A 14,387-nucleotide genomic window follows, 5' to 3' on the forward strand; every position below is an offset into this window, starting at 1 on the left:
GCCGCGTCACTCGGTCTCCACGGGCTCGACGCTCTCGCAGGCCTCGAGCAGCGCCGCCTCGGAGAGTCCCTCGCCGCTGAGCTCGGCCACGACACGTCCGTGATTGAGCACGAGCACCCGGTGACAGATCGCCGCGATCTGCTCGTGGTCCCCGGAGAACACGACCACCGCCGTCCCCTTCGCGGCGAGGTCGGTCACCTGCTCGAGCAGCTCCTTGCTGGCTCCGGCGTCCACGCCCTGGGTCGGCTCGTCGACGAGCAGGACGTCGGGCTCGCCGAACAGCCACTTGCTGAAGACGATCTTCTGCTGGTTCCCGCCGCTGAACTGACGCATCGCCTGGTCGGGCTTCATCGGCCGCACGCCAGAGCGCTCCAGCAGGCCTACGGCCGCGCCGCGCTCCTTGCGCCACTGCACGCGTCCCTTGCTGCGGAAGCGATCGAGCGAAGGCAGGGTGACGTTCTCCGCCGCCGTGGCGTCCAGCCAGCACCCGTCGCGGTGCCGGTTCCCGGGGACAAGTGCCACTCCGGCCCGGATCGCGCCACGGACATCGCCGGTGACGTCGCCTGCACCGGTCACGGTGACCGAGCCGGACCGAGGTGCCTTCGCTCCCGAGAGCAGCTGCGGCAGCTCCTCCTGGCCCATGCCGGCGAGTCCGGTGACACCGACGATCTCCCCCGCACGGACGTCGAGCGAGAGGTCCTGCACGACCTCGCCGGACACGTCGCGGGCCGCCATCCGCACCTCCGCGTCGTCGCGAACCGCGCTCGGGTCGGGATAGAAGTCCTGGAGGCGGCGTCCGAGCATGTGCGCGACGAGGTCGCCTCGCGAGAGCCCGGCGGTGGGCGCGCTGATGACGTGCTTGCCGTCTCGCAGCACGGTGACGGCGTCGCAGTACTCGAGCACCTCGCCGAGACGATGGCTGATGAACAAGACCGTCGAGCCGAGGGCCGCCACCCGCCTCATGAAATCGGTGACCCTGGCCGCCTCGGTCCGGGAGAGGTAGGCCGTGGGCTCGTCGAGGATGAACAGGTGGTGTTCGAGGTCGTGCGACATCAACCGCATCGCACGCACGATCCCGATGAGAGCGTGCTCGGCCGGGCTCAGGTCGGCGACCATCGCGTCAAGGGGGATGTGGACGCCCAGGCGCTCGAAGCCTGCCCGGTAGGTCGCCCGCTCCCTGCGGACGTTCACCGGGGAGAGCAGCCGGGTCCCGTACTTCGCGTTCGCGCCGAGGTTCTCCAGCACCGTCATGGTGCCGACGAGACCGACGTCTTGGTGGATGACCGCGATGCCGTGCTCCCCCGGGGAGTGCACCGGCAGGCTCAACTGCCGGCCGAAGACCGTGATCTCGCCACCGTCCGGCCGGTGGTACCCGGTAAGGCACTTGACGAAGGTCGACTTGCCGCAGCCGTTCTGGCCGACCAGCGCATGGACCTGTCCGGCGGGCACCGCGAGGTCGAGTGGAGCCAGCGCCGGCACGCCCGCGAACGACTTGGAGAGCCCCCGGACGACGAGGGCGTCGTCTCCGCCCGTCGTCATGATCGCTCGCCGGAGCGGCGGCCGGCCAGCCGGGCCAGCGCGACGGCGAGCATCAGCGCCACGCCGTTGAAGACGTTGTTGACCCACGACTGGGCGCCCATGAGCTGCAGCGCGGTGATGCCCACGACGAGCAGGTAGAGCGCCACCATCGTGCCGAGCGCGTTGAACCGGCCGACGGTGATCGTGGTCGCGCCGAGGAACACCGCGGCGAACGGCGAGAGCAGGTACTGGTTGCCGATGCTGGGATCGATCGCGCCCAGGTTGCCCACCAGGAGGATGCCGATGACCGAGGCCATGAGCCCCGACACGACGAACGCACCCGTACGGATCCGGCCGACGTTGATGCCGGCGAGCCGTGCGGAGTCCCGGTTGCCGCCGATGAACAGCAGGTAGCGCCCCAGCGGCGTCCTCTCGTAGACGTACCAGAGCACGGCGACCAGGATCCACGCGTACCAGGTGGTCATCGGGAGGCCGAGCAGCTTGGCCCGCGACAGTTCGACGAAGAGGTCGGGCACGCCTACCACCACCCGCGAGTCGGTGATGGCGTAGGCGGCACCGGTGAATGCGGTGAACATGCCGAGGGTGGTGATGAACGAGTCGACGCCGACGCCGACCACCAGCAGCGCATTGACCATCCCGACCAGGACGCCCATGGCCAGCGCGGCGAGGATGGCCACCGCGGGGCCGGCGCCCTTCTCGGACAGCACCGCGACGGTGGCGGCGCTGGCGACCATCACCGACGCGATGGACAGGTCGAAGTCGCCGGTGCGCAGCACCACCGTCGCGGCGAGCGCCAGCAGCAGGACGATGGCCTGCGAGTTGACCATCGCCTGGATCACCGCGACCGACCGGAAACCCTCGAGGAAGAGGGCACTGACCGCGAAGAGCAGCACGAGCAGTCCCACGAGGGCATAGCGCTCGATCAGGACCTGCGCAGAGGCGCCGCGGGCCGCGCCGGCCCCGACGCGCGGGCCTTTCGCCGGTGCGGATGCCGGGGAGCCGTCGGTCACCTGGGACTGCTCGGATGAAGTCGACATCCCGTCCTCCTGCCGGGCCGCCTGCAGCCCGCCGCGCTCGAAGATTTGAAGCTGACGTCCGCCCGGGCGGGATCACGCACCCGCCCGGGCGGTGGATCACTTGACGCCCCACAACTCCTCGTAGACGGCCTCGAAGCCGTCGTACTCGGGTTGGATCTGGTCGTTGGAGTCACCGACGTTGCTCTCGTCGATCAGCCGGGTGGGCACGACGGTGCCGCTGGGCTCCAGGCCGGTCAGGGCACGCGCGATCTCGTCGACCGTGGCCCAGCCGATCCAGCCTTCCGGCGGAGTCGCGACCGTCACGCGCTGGGTCCCGCCGTCGCGGATCGCGTCGAGCGCCTGGACGATGCCGTCGCGACTGACGATCGTGACGTCGGGACGGGTCTGCAGGACCGCCGGCTCCACGAACGTCACCGCCGAGTCCCAGGCGGGATAGACGTAGTTGATGTCCTGGTTCTGGGTGAGCTCGGTCTGCGTCGTGCGCGGCATGTCCGTGGCGGCGTTGGCGAGGTCGACCGTCTTGTTGATGACCTCGCAGTCGTCGGGACACAGATCGGCGTAGACCTCGTCGTGGCCGATCTTCTGGGACTCCCAGAGCGGAACGCCCGTGCCGTACAGGTACAGCATCGTGGCGTCGCAGCCGGAGTCCACCAGGGTCCAGGCCGCGATGTAGCGCGAGTCCTGCGTGTAGTCCGCCGACAGGTTGCTGAAGACGCCGTCGGCGACCGGGTCGTCGTAGTTGCCCGAGATCGCGTTGACGACCGGGATGCCTGCATCCGAGGCGTCCTTCACGGCTTCGGCGACGTTGGCAGGGTCGATGCCGAGAAGGATGATGCCGTCCGCCTTCTGCGCCACCGCTTGGGCGATGCCCTCGTTCCAGCGGTTGACCTGGCCCTGTCCGTCGAAGACCGTCGGCTTCGCACCGATCGTCTCCGCGGCGCTCTTGAAGCCCTCGGAGACCGCGGTCGACCACTGGTTCGTGAGGATCGTGACCATCCAGATGCTCTTGCCCGACATCTTCGACCCGTCGACCGCTTCGTCGGAGATCGCCAAGGGCGACGGCTCCTTGCCGCTGTCGACGATCTTCTGCGCATCGGCGACACACGGACTGTCGCTGGCCTCCGCCGAGCCCTTGTCCTTGTCGTCGTCCGAGGTCGCGCTCGTACACGCGGTCACCATTGCCAGGGACGCCAACGCCAGCCCGGTTGCCAGGCGCCTGCTCTTTCGCTTCATGGATTCTCCAAGGTGAGTGAGACCGGGGTCTCTGGGTGGTGTGTCAGTGGTCGCGCAGGAGCGACCCGTATCCCGAGAGCTGGTCGGTGACGCCGTTCTCGCGCAGCGCCATCCACCACGTCGCGGCATTGATGGCGATCACCGGCTTGCCGAGCTTCTGCTCCATCTCATCGGCCAGGGAGACCATCGAGAGGTTGGTACCGACCTGCACGATCGCGTCGACGTCGTCGCCGTCGACCTCGTGGATCGCTTCTCGCAGCGTGTCCTCGGGCACCCGGGCGATCGCGACCGCGGTCGGGCAGCGCAGGCCCTTGATCGCCGCCACCGGGTGGCCGAGCTCGGTGAAGAAGCGCTCGACGTTCGCGTCTCCGACGGCCTGGTAGGGGGTGACCACGCCGATCCTGGTGGCGCCGAAGAGCTCGAGGGCACGCCGGCAGGCCTCGGCGCCGGTGGCGACCCGCAATCCTGAGAACGACTCGATCGCCTCGGTGAACTGGCGGTTGCCCTCCACGCCTCCCCAGAAGGTCTCGGCGCTCATGCCCATCACCAGGTAGTCGGGCTCGGCGGTGAGGACCCGAGCGCACGCGAGGTTGATCTCGGAACGGATCTGCTCGAGGAGAGCCTCGAAGTGGGAGTCGGAGGCCAGCGTCTGGTCCTTGATGTGGATGCGACCGATGTGGGCGGTGACGCCCGGCACCGCCATCCGGTAGTAGTCGGGCTCGACCACGGTGTTGGTGGACGGGGCGAGTACCCCGAAGACCCCGCGCCACCCCAGGACGTCGGTCATTTGCACCCTGCCTTCCGTGAACCAGAGACACCCGTCGTTCCGACTAGATTGTGTACATACGACCCCCTTCTCGGCAAGAGCCTCAGCGCAGCGGGGCTGCCGAAATACGGACGAAACACAGCAACAGTGCAGGAGGACGGACGCTCGACCGACCGAAGGGGGCCGCGATGAAAGACCGTACGGAACGGAGGAAGACAGCCCGATTTGTATACGACCAGCGTTGACAGTGGGCATCTGGTGGGTGAGGCTCACCTCGTAGTCCGGACACAGAACACAGAGCGGGAGGGGCATCTGGTGCCGATAGAGACAAGAAGCGTGAGCCTGGGCGAGGCCCAGGAGCTGATCGTTGCCGCGACCGCGCATGCCGCCGAGCTCGCCGTGAACATCGCGGCAGTCGTCCTCGACCCCGCAGGGCGACTCGTCGCCGCCGCACGCATGGACGGCGCGCCCTTGATGGCGGTCGACATGGCGACCGGCAAGGCCTACACCGCCGCCGGCATGGGAGCGCCCACCGAGGTCTGGGAGGAAGCCACGAAGGCCGACGCCGGCTTCGGCGGCGCCATCACCAGCGTGCCCGGGTTCACCCCTTTCGGGGGTGGCAAGCCGCTCACCGACGCAGGCGTTCTGGTCGGCGCGATCGGAATCAGCGGCGGGACGGTCGAGCAGGACGTCGAGATCGCCCAGGCCGCACTCGACGCCCACTGAGCGTCGCACCCACAGCACCGCACATCCACACAGCAGAACGAAGAGAGGATCCCCCATGGGACAGCTGGACGGACAGGTCGCATTCATCACCGGAGGGGCGCGCGGACAGGGGCGCTCGCACGCCGCGCTGCTGGCAAGCGAGGGTGCCGACATCGTCATCTGCGACTCACTCGCCGACAACTCCACCACGCCCTACGCCATGTCGTCCCAGGCCGATATGGACGAGACCGTGCGCCTGGTCGAGAAGGAGGGGCGCCGCTGTATCGCGATGCAGGCCGACGTCCGCAGGCTCGACGAGCTGAACGCCGTCGCCGACGCGGCGATCAAGGAGTTCGGTCGCATCGACATCCTGCTGGCCAACGCCGGCATCATGACCGCCGTCGAGGTCGCCGAGATGTCCGAGGAGGTCTGGGGGGAGACGATCGACATCAACCTCACCGGCGTCTTCAACACCTTCCGTGCGGTCCTCCCGCACATGATCGAGCGTGGCTACGGACGAGTCGTGGCGACGTCGTCCGGCGGTGGGCACATCGGCTTCAACAATCTCGGTCACTACTGCGCCGCGAAGTGGGGCGTGATCGGCCTGGTGAAGTCGGCGGCGATGGAGGTCGTGCAGAAGGGCATCACGGTCAACGCCGTGACGCCCACCAACGTCAACACCGACATGATCCAGAACGACGCCTGCCGCGCGCTGTTCCTCCCCGGCATCGAGAACCCGACCGAGGAGCAGATCCGCGAGGCCTACATCATCAACCCGATGGGCGTGCCGTGGATCGAGCCGATCGACGTCTCCCGGACCATCCTGTTCCTGGTCTCCCCCGACTCCAAGTACATCACCGGCGAGACGATCGGCCCCCTCGCCGGGTCGGGTGCGGTGAACGGCGCGGCCTGACCCGCCCCGTCGACGCGAAGGCGCCCCGCTCCGTCGTTGGGAGCGGGGCGCCTTCGCGTGCGCGTGGTGGCGTCCGGAGGTCAGGAGGCGGCGCCCTCCCGCAGGTAGCGCACGACGCGCTCTACCGGCTCGACGTCGGCGTACTTCGCCTCGAGGTCGAACAGGGACTGGGTGTGCGCGCTGTCCGAGCGGTCCCCGACCGCTTCGGCCACCACGATCGGACGGAACCCGTGCTGAAGCGCGTCGACCGCGGTCGCGCGGACACAGCCGCTGGTGCTGACGCCGGTGACCAGCACGGTGTCGACCGAGAGCCTGGTCAACGCGGAGACGAGCGAGGTGCCGAAGAAGGCGCTGGCGAACTGCTTGCGAACGACGAGCTCGCCGGGCACCGGGGAGAGCCGTTCGTCGAAGCCGCCCAGCTCGGGGCGCTCGATGTAGACGCGCAGGGACGGCACCTTGGCCAGGAACCAGCCGGTGTCCCACTCGGTCTCGTCGAGGGCCAGGGTCGTCCAGATGACCGGGACGTCGCTGGCGCGCGCAACCGTCAGCAGCTCCTGGTTCGCGCGGGTGACGTCGGCATAGGCCGGGGCCCAGAACGGCTCACCTTCGGTGACGTAGGCACGAACCATGTCGACGACGAGCAGGCAGGGTCTGCTGCCGTAGCCGACCCGGGCCCCGAAGCCCGTCGCCGCGTAGTCCTCGCCCATCTCCGGCGTGCCGGAAGGGGCTGCTCCTGGGGTTGCTGATGGCTGCGATGACATCGCGTGCTCCTTCCGCTGTCGGTCGACTGGTGTGCTCAGCCTGGCTCAGAGTTCCTCGCGGTCTCCTCGCGGCCGTCGGAGACGACGTTCGAGCCGACGAGCTCGTCGAGTTCGGCGTCCTCGACTCCGAGGTCTGCGAGAACGGCACGGGTGTCGGCGCCGACGGTCCACCGAGCGCCGTGGCGGATGGCGCCGGGCGTGCCCGTCAGCTTCGGCACCACACCGGGCATGCTCATCTCGCCGTGCACCTCGTCGTGGTGCTCGACGAGGAGACCACGCTCACGGAAGTAGTCGTCGTGGTAGATGTCGGCTGCCGAGTAGACCGGGGAGCTGACCACCCCCGCCTCGCCGAGTGCGGCGTCGAGCTGGTCGGCGGTGAGCTGCGCGGCCCACGCCCCGATGATCTCGTCGAGCAGGTCCTCGTTCTCCCCACGGCTGTGATGGGTGCTGAACCGCGGGTCGTCGCCCAGCTCGGGGCGTCCCATGGCGCGAGCCAGACGCCGCCACAGGGTGTCGTGGTTGGCGGCGATCACCACCCACTTCCCATCGCTGGAGCGGTAGACGTTGGACGGTGCGATCCGCGGCAGTCTGGTTCCGGTGGGCTCGCGCACGAAGCCGCACTTCTCGTACTCCACGACCGCGGACTCGAGCATCGCGAAGCAGGCGTCGGTGATGGCGGCGTCGACGACCTGGCCGCTTCCCCCGCCCGCGTCGCGCGCGTAGAGCGCGAGGAGGATCCCTTGGAACGCCGACTGCGCCGCCAGGGTGTCGCCGAGCGAGATCCCCGATCGTGGCGGCGGGAGGTCCGGGTGCCCGTTGATGTAACGGAGGCCGCCGATCGCCTCGCCGGCCGAGGCGAAACCGGGACGGTCTCGGTAGCGCCCGGACTGTCCGTAGCCGGAGACCCGGGCGTAGACGCACCGCGGATTGATCCGGTGGATGCGCTCGGGGTCCAGGCCCCACTTCTCCATCGTCCCGGGCCGGAAGTTCTCGACGACGACGTCGGCCGACCGACACAGCTCGCGGGCCAGCTCCTGCCCCCGCTCGGTGCGCAGGTCCAGGCTCACCGAGCGCTTGTTCCGGCCGACGATCGACCACCACAGCGAGTGTCCGTTGTGACGTAGCCGGCCCCAGTCCCGCATCGGGTCGCCGGTCCTGGGTGCCTCGACCTTGATCACCTCGGCGCCGAAGTCCCCCAGCAGGGTCCCGACGTAGGGACCGGCGAGCAGTTGGCCGAACTCCACGACGCGAAGGCCCGCCAACGGACCGGTTCCGGCGGAGGGGGCCCCGAGGGCGCGATCGTCGGAGTTCATGAGGAGAGCCAAGCACAACGAGTAGCCAACGTGCAAGAAAGTTGCATACAATCAAGGGGGTTCGAAGAAGCGACGTGGACTCTTCTCGGCGCCCGGACCCGTCTATTGCATACTTTCCTTCTTCGCCGCCGCTGAACGACAGGAGTTAGGTCATGAGCGCTTCACCAGGTGTCCTCGTGGCCGAGGTGGGCCCACGCGACGGACTTCAGAACGACGCCGTGGTGCTCCCGCCGCCGATCCGGGTCGAGATGTGCGAGCGGCTCGCGGCCACCGGCCTGCGCCGGGTCGAGGCGGCGAGCTTCGTGCATCCGAGGCTGGTGCCGGCGATGGCGGGGGCGGAGGAGGTGCTCGCGGGAGTGCGGCGCCGCGCGGAGGTCGTCCTCTCCTCCTTGGTGTTGAACCGGAAGGGACTCGACCGGGCCCTCGCCGCAGGAGTCGAGATGGTCAACGTGGCCTATCCGGTCACCGACTCGTTCTGCCGGCGCAACCAGAACGCCACGGTCGCGGAGGCCGCCGCTACGGCGATGGACGTCGTGCGCAGCGCGAAGGCGGTCGGGGTGCCGGCCGCGGTCACCCTCGGCGCCGCCTTCGGCTGCCCGTTCGAGGGCGAGGTCGACCCCGGCTTCGTGCTCGAGCAGGTCGCGGCCGCGGCCGCGGCCGGTGCCGACGAGATCGTGCTCGCCGACACGATCGGCGTCGGAGTCCCGGCGCAGGTGCACCGACTGCTTGCCGGAGCCCGGCCGCTCGCCCCAGGCGCCCGGCTGGGGCTGCATCTGCACAACACGCGCAATACCGGATACGCCAACGCCTACGCCGCCCTCGAGCACGACGTCGACACGCTCGACGCCTCCGTCGCGGGGATCGGCGGCTGCCCGTTCGCGCCTCGGGCGACCGGGAACATCGCCACCGAGGATCTGCTCTACCTACTGGAGCGCGAGGGCGTCGAGCACGGCGTCGACGTCGACGCCGTCATCGCGGTGGCCGAGTGGCTCGGCTCGGTGCTGGAGCGTGACCTACCGGGCCTGGTCCACCGCGCGGGACGGTTCCCGCCTCCCGCGTGATCGAGGGGACCTCGACGCGGGCGGTGGGGTCGCGTGGGAAGGGGTCAGGACACCTGGGCGTTGTCGCTGTTCCAGCAGGCCACCTCGAACCGCGCCGCCATGACGTGCGCGCGCATCACCGCGGCCGCCCACGACGCGTCTCGCGCCCGGAACGCCGCGACCAGTTCCCGGTGGTGGTGCCCGCTGCGGTGGATGGCCTCCTCGGAGTACCGGCTGAAGGTGCGCAGCGCCAGCGGCATCTGCATCACCGAGGAGACCAGCCCCGGAAGTCGAGGGCTCCCCGAGGCGGCCAGGATGCGGTCGTGGAACTCGCGGTTCAGCCCGTTGAGCTCCTGGAGCGCCGCACCGGTGCGCCGGTCGACCAACGCCTCCATCCGGCCGCAGAGCTGCTCGAGCTCGCCGATCTCGTCGTCGGTGATGAGCGGCGCGGCCAGCGCTGCGCCATGGCTCTCCAGGAGCTCGCGCAGCACGAAGATCTCGTCGAGGTCCTCGTGCGTCCACGATGCCACTCGGGCGCCACGGTTGCTCTCGACCTCGACGAGGCCGTCGGCGGCGAGCCGGCGCAGCGCCTCACGGATCGGCGTCCGGCTGATGTCGAGGCTGGAGGCCAGCTCGACCTCACCCAGCCGGACCCCCATCTCGTACTCGCCGTTGAGGATCGCGGTGCGCAGTGCCTCGTACGCCCGATCGCTGGAAGTCGCCACGATCGCTGATCCTACGCGCCGGACGGCCCGCCTGGTTGCGACGAACGCATTCAGCGAGAGGTGGGGTGAGCATGGGCCTGACCCCGCGCCGGACGCCGGTTCGCCCGGTAGCTGCGGGACTCGGAGCGCGAGGGGTCCGCGACGACGCCAGCTCGCGGAAGGGGCCGGCAGGCGCTGCGGACCGACGTTTCAGGCCGAGTCCAGGCCGAGCCACTCCAGCAGGTCCGCCGCGGCGTCGGCCAGCTCGCGGTCCCCGTCCAGCGCCACCGATCGGAGCGCCGACCGCAGGTGGTCGTCCGCGGCGCCGAGCCCGTCTGCCCGGAAGTTCGAGAACGCCGCACCGAGCCACTCAGCGTGGTTGGCGTCGGCCCTCGCCTCGGCCGACAGAACCAGGCGCACCCCACGCAGGTCGCGCCGCTCGAGCAGAGCCCGCGCCGTGCGGTAGGTGACCGCGGTGTCGTCGGGATCGAGGAGCAGCGCCATGATCTGCTGCTCGGCGCCGGGCCGGTCCAGCTGCGCGGCCAACTCCTCGCCGAGCGCCGCCCGCTCCTGCCAGGTCCGCTCGCCCATGCTCCTCATCATGTCGGTGCCCGCCCGAGCGCGCCGCTCCGGAACGATTTCAACCCCGTCCGTCACGGGAGACCATCTCGAGGCCAGTCTCGGTCAGGACTCCACGTCCTCGGCGGCGAAGAGGGCGAGTCGGATCTCGCGCGCCTGGGTGAAGTGGCGCTGCGCGATCGAGCGCGCGGTCTCGGCGTCGCGCTCCTCGATCGCCGTCAGCAGACCGCGATGGGCGGTCAGGCTCTGCTCCCAGCGACCGGGTGAGCACAAGGTGGTCTCGGGGTAGCGGCCCAGATGGATGGTGAGCCGCTCGAGCAGATCGATCAGCGACTCGTTGTGGCCGGCCTGCCAGACGCGTCGGTTGAAGAGTCGGTTCACCTCGACGATGGCCGGCACGCTGGTGACGTCGACGGACTCCGAGCGCTCCAGCACCCACCGCAGCTGGCGCAGGTCGTGATCGGTACGCCGATCGGCCGCGAACGCCGCGGCCGCGCCCTCCAGGACGATCCGCGTCGAGTAGATGTCGAGGATCTCCTCGGGGCTGCGTCGACGCACGATGAGGTTGGGTCCGTCCCAGCAGACCAGCCCGTCCTGCTCCAGCCGTTGCAAGGCCTCGCGCACCGGGGTGCGGCTGACTCCACACCGCTGGGCGACCTGGATCTCGCGCAGCGCCTCCCCCGGCTTGAACTCGCCGCCGAGCACGGCCTGCTTGAGCTCGTGGTAGGTGTTGGTGCGCGCCGTCACGTCGCGCTCCCGGACCGCATCGCCGAGTGAGCCGTCTTCGCCATCGCAGCCTCCTTGTCCCGGGCGGTGCGGGTCGCCCCGCACCGCCGTCTCGTACGCCTCAGGCCCGGCCGGCAGCGACCTGGGCCGCCGCCCGTCCGGCGATCCGACCGAACACGGCCCCGTTGCTCAAGCCCGACCCACCCGGATAGTTGAAGTAGAAGATCCCGCCGACCATCTCGCCGCACGAGTACAGCCCCGGGATGACCTCGCCATCGTCGTCGATGACCTCGGCCTCGGTCGAGATCCGGATGCCGCCGAAGGTGAAGGTGATGCCGCAGGTGACCTGGTAGGCCTCGAACGGTCCCTCGTCGATCGTGTTGGCCCAGTTGGTCTTGTCATAGGCCAGCCCGTGGGTCCGGCGTCCGTCCTTGACGTTCGGGTTGTACGGGACCGACTGGTCGACCGCGGCGTTGTACTCGGCCATCTCGGCCACGAAGCCCTCGGCGTTGACGCCGTCCATCTTCCGGGCGAGCTCCTCGAGGGTGTTGCCGGTGACCTTGGTGACCTGCTTGATCCGGTACTCGTTGCGCAGCAGCTTGATGGTCTTCTGGTCGAAGACCTGCCAGGCGAACTGGCCCGGCTGGGCCAGGATCACCCGGCCGTACTTGGCGTAGGTGTAGTTGCGGAAGTCCGCGCCCTCGTCGACGAAGCGCTTGCCGTCGGCGTTGACCATCACGCCCCACGGATAGCTGTGCTTCTGGAATCCGTCGCCGACCGACAGGTCGCCGAACGTCGGTGCGTTGAACTCCCAGCCGACGGCGTGGGCGCCGGACCAGTTGCCCCACGGCGCGGCTCCGACCTCCATCGCCATCCGGATGCCGTCGCCGGTGTTGAACCGCGTGCCCCGCACCTTCGCGACGTCCCAGCCCGGCCCGAGGTAACGGGTGCGCCACTCGGGATTGGCCTGGAAGCCACCAGCGCCCAGCACGACGGCCTTGGCCTCGATGGTGATCACCGTGCCGCCCTGGCGGACCACGGCCCCGGTGACCGCCCCGGACTCGTCGGTGAGCAGGCGCTGGGCGCGGGCGCCGTACTCGATCGCGATGCCCTCCTTCTCACACGCCGCGGTGAGCGCGTCGACCAGGCCGGGCCCGCCGCCGAGCGCCTCGAGCGTCAGTCCGCCCCAGAACGTGAAGCGGCCGTCGACCTCGAAGGCCTGGCGGCCGTAGATGGGCAGGAACTTGACGCCCTTGCCGTGCATCCAGCGCAGGGTCTCGTAGCTGTTCGAGACCAGCACGTCGACCAGGTCCGGGTCGGCACGGTTCTCGGTGACGCGCGCGATGTCGTCGAAGAACGTGGCCTCCGGGTACGAGCCGAAGTCGGTGCGGGCGATCTGGTCCTCGGTCAGATCGTCGACCAGCGAGAGGATCTCGTCGTTTCCCTCGTAGGCGAACCGCATCGCGCCCGCGGTGAACGTCGAGTTGCCTCCACGCTCCGCATAGGGTGCCCGTTCGAGCACCAGCACCTCGGCTCCCGACTCGCGGGCCGCGAGCGCCGCGCACAGGGCGGCGTTGCCGCCGCCGACAACGACGACGTCGATTGAGCTCTTCAACTTGTCCTCCGAAATGGTGTACCTGTGTATGCAGCGTGAGGGCGAGAGAGCGGCGGCCGGTCAACTGCACCCGGCCGCCGCGGAGTCGATGGTCAGCGAGGCTGGGGCTGCCGCACGTGCCCCCAGAAGTCGGCGTCGTCGTAGCGGGTCGCCAGCCAGGTCTCGTCGTCGATGACGATGCCGCCGCACCCGTACTCGATGCCGAAGCCCGAGGGGGAGCTGGCGTACCACGACGTCATCCGGTCGTTGGTGTGGCGCCCCAGCGTCGAGCGGAGCCGGGCGGCGCCGGCCAGCACCTTGTCGTAGCTGCGCCCGACGATGTCCATCTCGGTCACCTCGAGCATCAGGTGCGCGACGCCGGGGGGCGGCGTGACCCCCTCGATGACCTCGATGAACGCGAAGGAGTGGTGCCGGGGGTTGCAGTGGAGGAACTCCAGCTCGGCCTGGCCGCCGTGGGCGGTGATGTGGTCGCTGATCCGGAATCCGAAGATGTCGTGGTAGAGCCGGTGGTACCGCGCACCGTCGGTGACGGCCTGGGCGATGTGCCCGACTCCGAGATCACCGCTCACGAACGTCGCACCGAGCGGCGAGACGAAGCGGGCGGTGGATTTCTTCTTGCCGCAGAAGAGCTCGATGTCGTAGAGGTCGTCGGGGTCGCGGAAGGTGATCAGCGCCGTGACCTCGCGCTCGGCCGCGAGCTCGGGGCTGCCGTCGGTGACGTGGTAGCCCTCGTCGGAGAGCAGCTTCGAGAACGTCTCGAGGGCCTCCTGGGTCCCGACGTCCCAGCCGACCACGGTCATCGCGTTGCGCTCGCCGCCTCGGACGTCGAGGCGCCAGGTGTAGTCGTCCATGCGCAGCAGGAGTCGGTCGGCGGTGGCCTCGGCCACCTGCAATCCGAGGACGTCGGTGGCGAAGCTGTCGCGTGGGACACGGTGCGAGCGGCGGCGAGGATGAGTAGAGCGGACACGCGGGGCCGAGAGCGGCTGTGGCTCGAAGAACTGGAGGACTACATGGGCATGGCAACGTCGGCCGTCCCCTACGACGACCAGTGGGTCTTCTGCGTCGTCGTCTCCGACACCCCATTCGGCGGCATCACCTTCAAGGACTACGTGCTCAAAGAGCGCGTCTACTTCCACCCCTTCGGCGGCAACAACACGTGGCCGAAGGTCGCCCCGAACTTCCTCTGCTTCCGATGGGGCGGCCAGGTGCGCCAGGTCAACCGCGTCATCCGCTCGGAGGTCGTCCCGCGGTTGGCTGACCGGTGGCCGGCGATCACGTCGGAGGAGTCCGACGGCCCGCACATCGTCTACGACCTGGGTCCAGACATCCCGATCCCCACGATCAGCACGAAGGGCACGTACGCCACCGCGAGGGTCCGGTGCCTGCTCGACCAACTGCTTGTGCAGCCGACCCTCGCCGACGCGGGTCGCACGAGCAAGGAACTCAGCGAGTAGTC

General features: G+C 69.4%; 15 protein-coding genes. 4 read left to right on the plus strand and 11 right to left on the minus strand.

Going from position 1 to position 14,387, the window contains the following annotated elements; all coding sequences use genetic code 11:
• Positions 1-6 precede the first annotated feature (6 nt).
• The 4 genes from WMR31_RS12365 to WMR31_RS12380 all read right to left on the minus strand — a co-directional run bounded on the left by WMR31_RS12365 (position 7) and on the right by WMR31_RS12380 (position 4,596).
• Complete coding sequence (locus WMR31_RS12365; protein ID WP_340539143.1) at positions 7-1,539, minus strand: sugar ABC transporter ATP-binding protein; 1,533 nt, start codon at positions 1,537-1,539, stop codon at positions 7-9.
• The gene (locus WMR31_RS12370) at positions 1,536-2,576 is read right to left on the minus strand and encodes an ABC transporter permease (protein WP_340539144.1); all 1,041 of its coding nucleotides are present in this window, start codon (positions 2,574-2,576) and stop codon (positions 1,536-1,538) included. Before WMR31_RS12370 ends, WMR31_RS12365 begins: the two co-directional genes overlap by 4 nt.
• Positions 2,577-2,672: 96 nt before the next feature.
• Positions 2,673-3,809, minus strand: a complete 1,137-nt coding sequence (locus WMR31_RS12375) for a sugar ABC transporter substrate-binding protein (RefSeq protein ID WP_340539145.1) — start codon at positions 3,807-3,809, stop codon at positions 2,673-2,675.
• Positions 3,810-3,852: 43 nt separating this feature from the next.
• Positions 3,853-4,596 (minus strand): maleate cis-trans isomerase family protein, encoded by a 744-nt coding sequence (locus WMR31_RS12380; RefSeq protein ID WP_340539146.1) that lies wholly within the window; start codon positions 4,594-4,596, stop codon positions 3,853-3,855.
• Positions 4,597-4,911: 315 nt separating this feature from the next.
• On the opposite strand from WMR31_RS12380, the gene WMR31_RS12385 reads away from it, so the two are divergent.
• Together WMR31_RS12385 and WMR31_RS12390 are read left to right on the plus strand one after the other, a co-directional pair.
• Positions 4,912-5,301 (plus strand): GlcG/HbpS family heme-binding protein, encoded by a 390-nt coding sequence (locus WMR31_RS12385; RefSeq protein WP_340539147.1) that lies wholly within the window; start codon positions 4,912-4,914, stop codon positions 5,299-5,301.
• Positions 5,302-5,356: 55 nt separating this feature from the next.
• A complete protein-coding gene (locus WMR31_RS12390; RefSeq protein WP_340539148.1) occupies positions 5,357-6,193 on the plus strand; it encodes a mycofactocin-coupled SDR family oxidoreductase in 837 nt (278 codons plus the stop codon).
• An 80-nt stretch (positions 6,194-6,273) separates the two neighbouring features.
• Here WMR31_RS12390 and WMR31_RS12395 read toward each other — a convergent pair whose 3' ends face one another.
• A complete protein-coding gene (locus tag WMR31_RS12395; RefSeq protein WP_340539149.1) occupies positions 6,274-6,954 on the minus strand; it encodes an isochorismatase family protein in 681 nt (226 codons plus the stop codon).
• A gap of 35 nt (positions 6,955-6,989) precedes the next feature.
• Entirely contained in the window at positions 6,990-8,267 is a 1,278-nt protein-coding gene (locus WMR31_RS12400) for a CaiB/BaiF CoA transferase family protein (protein WP_340539150.1), read from the minus strand.
• 152 nt (positions 8,268-8,419) lie between these two features.
• On the opposite strand from WMR31_RS12400, the gene WMR31_RS12405 reads away from it, so the two are divergent.
• Positions 8,420-9,328 carry a hydroxymethylglutaryl-CoA lyase gene (locus WMR31_RS12405; RefSeq protein ID WP_340539151.1) on the plus strand — a complete coding sequence of 303 codons (909 nt, stop codon included), beginning with the start codon at positions 8,420-8,422 and terminating at the stop codon, positions 9,326-9,328.
• Positions 9,329-9,372: 44 nt separating this feature from the next.
• On the opposite strand, the gene WMR31_RS12410 is transcribed toward WMR31_RS12405, so the two are convergent.
• The 5 genes from WMR31_RS12410 to WMR31_RS12430 all read right to left on the minus strand — a co-directional run bounded on the left by WMR31_RS12410 (position 9,373) and on the right by WMR31_RS12430 (position 13,980).
• Positions 9,373-10,032 carry a GntR family transcriptional regulator gene (locus tag WMR31_RS12410; RefSeq protein WP_340539152.1) on the minus strand — a complete coding sequence of 220 codons (660 nt, stop codon included), beginning with the start codon at positions 10,030-10,032 and terminating at the stop codon, positions 9,373-9,375.
• A 189-nt stretch (positions 10,033-10,221) separates the two neighbouring features.
• Positions 10,222-10,602, minus strand: coding sequence for a hypothetical protein (locus WMR31_RS12415; protein ID WP_340539153.1), 381 nt, complete (start codon positions 10,600-10,602; stop codon positions 10,222-10,224).
• Positions 10,603-10,695: 93 nt separating this feature from the next.
• Positions 10,696-11,337, minus strand: coding sequence for a GntR family transcriptional regulator (locus WMR31_RS12420; protein ID WP_340539154.1), 642 nt, complete (start codon positions 11,335-11,337; stop codon positions 10,696-10,698).
• A 100-nt stretch (positions 11,338-11,437) separates the two neighbouring features.
• Positions 11,438-12,931, minus strand: coding sequence for an FAD-dependent tricarballylate dehydrogenase TcuA (tcuA, locus tag WMR31_RS12425; RefSeq protein WP_340539155.1), 1,494 nt, complete (start codon positions 12,929-12,931; stop codon positions 11,438-11,440).
• Positions 12,932-13,023: 92 nt separating this feature from the next.
• On the minus strand, positions 13,024-13,980 hold the full coding sequence (locus WMR31_RS12430) for a VOC family protein (protein ID WP_445321631.1): 957 nt from the start codon (positions 13,978-13,980) through the stop codon (positions 13,024-13,026).
• On the opposite strand from WMR31_RS12430, the gene WMR31_RS12435 reads away from it, so the two are divergent.
• Positions 13,882-14,385: a hypothetical protein gene (locus WMR31_RS12435; protein ID WP_340539157.1), complete on the plus strand. Its 504-nt coding sequence runs from the start codon at positions 13,882-13,884 to the stop codon at positions 14,383-14,385. The two genes, WMR31_RS12430 and WMR31_RS12435, sit on opposite strands and share 99 nt — an antisense overlap.
• Positions 14,386-14,387: the final 2 nt, after the last annotated feature.

Source organism: Nocardioides epinepheli (genome assembly GCF_037936805.1).
GTDB lineage: Bacteria > Actinomycetota > Actinomycetes > Propionibacteriales > Nocardioidaceae > Nocardioides.